2 protein-coding genes and 1 pseudogene are annotated in these 1,861 nt (G+C 33.3%); 2 read left to right on the top strand and 1 reads right to left on the bottom strand.

All coding sequences use genetic code 11. The features are described from left to right. The coding region (locus AC1DTM_RS24730; protein ID WP_477001123.1) for an MFS transporter at positions 1-998 on the top strand (998 nt) is incomplete at its 5' end. A gap of 54 nt (positions 999-1,052) precedes the next feature. Here the strand turns inward: AC1DTM_RS24730 and AC1DTM_RS24725 are convergent. Continuing rightward, entirely contained in the window at positions 1,053-1,373 is a 321-nt protein-coding gene (locus AC1DTM_RS24725) for a hypothetical protein (protein WP_016105129.1), read from the bottom strand. A gap of 255 nt (positions 1,374-1,628) precedes the next feature. Here AC1DTM_RS24725 and AC1DTM_RS24720 point away from each other — a divergent pair. Next, positions 1,629-1,861, top strand: a pseudogene (locus AC1DTM_RS24720) (BC_2878 family exosporium-associated protein); the annotation flags it as partial.

Raw genomic sequence — 1,861 nt, 5'->3', positions numbered from 1 at the left:
TTACATTATTTTATAAAGAGTCACGAGTTCATAGAGAACAAAAGATTGATTGGTTTGGCGCAATTACTTTAGTTGGTGCAGTAGTTTGTTTAATGTTCGCCTTAGAATTAGGTGGCCAAAAATATGATTGGGATTCTAACTTTATTGTAAGTTTATTTGCAGGGTTCGCTATTTTAGTAATTGCCTTTATTGTTATTGAACGAAAAGTAGCAGAACCAATCATTTCATTTGAGATGTTTAAACAACGTCTGTTTGGAATGAGTACAATTATCGCCTTATGTTATGGGGCGGCATTTATGTCAGCAACTGTGTACATTCCGTTATTTATTCAAGGTGTATACGGTGGTACGGCAACAAACTCAGGCTTATTGTTATTGCCAATGATGTTAGGATCAGTAGTTACAGCACAGTTAGGTGGATTTTTAACATCAAAACTTAGCTACCGAAACATTATGATTATTTCTGCTGTAATTATGCTAATCGGATTATTCTTATTAAGTACATTAACGCCAGAAACAAGTCGTATATTATTAACAATTTATATGGTTATTATCGGCTTTGGAGTTGGTTTCTCATTCTCTGTACTAAGTATGGCTGCTATTCATAACTTCGGTATGGAGCAACGCGGTTCTGCGACTTCAACGAGTAACTTCATTCGTTCATTAGGTATGACACTTGGTATTACAATCTTCGGAATGATTCAAAGAACTGGTTTCCAGGATCAATTAGAAGAAGCGTTTAAAGGTATGAGCGGGGGAATGAATACAAACGCTTTAGGAGATTCAAGAGCTATTCTATCAGAATCGGCAAGATCTCAAATTCCGCCGCAAATATTAGATAAAATTATTGAAGCTCTTTCTAGTTCAATCGTTCAGACATTTATGTGGGCGTTAGTCCCAGCAAGTTTAGCGTTCGTATTCATTTTCTTTATGGGAAATGAGCGCATGGTATATAAGAAAGAACAAAACAAGGTGAAAAGTGAAACATCAAAAGCGTAAAGAAAAAGCTCCTTTGAATTTTGAAAGGAGCTTTTTCTTATGTACGGAGTCGAATTAGCCTTCGATAATTTCGTATTCTTCGTCTGCTAATAATAAAATGTGTGTTTTCTTACCTTTGTTTTGAACTTCAATTACATCATATGTACCTAAGTCTCTTAGCTTGCTTTGAGAAGCGTTAACCATAACTTCCATAGAATCAATTAAGATATCTTCTTCAACGTATGATTCAGGTAATGCCATATCTTCAGTATCTAATACACATGTATATAGATTTTGTAAGTTCTCAGCAGTTGGGTTTTGTTCCTCAACATCAATAATGTTTTTTACTGCTTCCATATTTTCTTCGTTTACTTGATATACTTTAATTTTAGTCATTGTTTTAATCTCCTTTATTACGTAATCTTAGAGGCTGCACCTCATTATAACGCTTTTTCATTGAAAGATGAAATTGTTATATGTATTTATAGTAAAAATTATGTGTTATTACTTATTATTGGTGTAATTTCCATATTGATGTTAGGCGTAACTAATTATATCCTTATGTTAAAATTATATTGTCCAAGCTTTTCTTATATCCCGTTCATATTATGTATATTAGATAAAAACATATAGGGAAGGGATTGAATGTAAGTGGATTGCGAGCCGAAACGAAATTGTCAATGTTGTCAAACTAGTATATGTGAATTTTTAGAAAGTCTAGAATCTTTTACAAAGGTTGAGAGTATCGTAATAGCTGGAAACGAAATCGTTGTATCTTATTTCCTTTCATTTAACAAGATGAAAGGTATCGTGTCATTTGCACAAGAAGACAGTGAGGTAATATTTGTAGATTGTTCAAGAATTGATGCGATTCGAATAGGGAA

This window comes from Bacillus sp. P4_D3 (assembly GCF_056401855.1).
The sequence above is the reverse complement of the archived record's forward strand: the minus strand, read 5'-3'. Positions and strand labels throughout refer to the sequence as shown.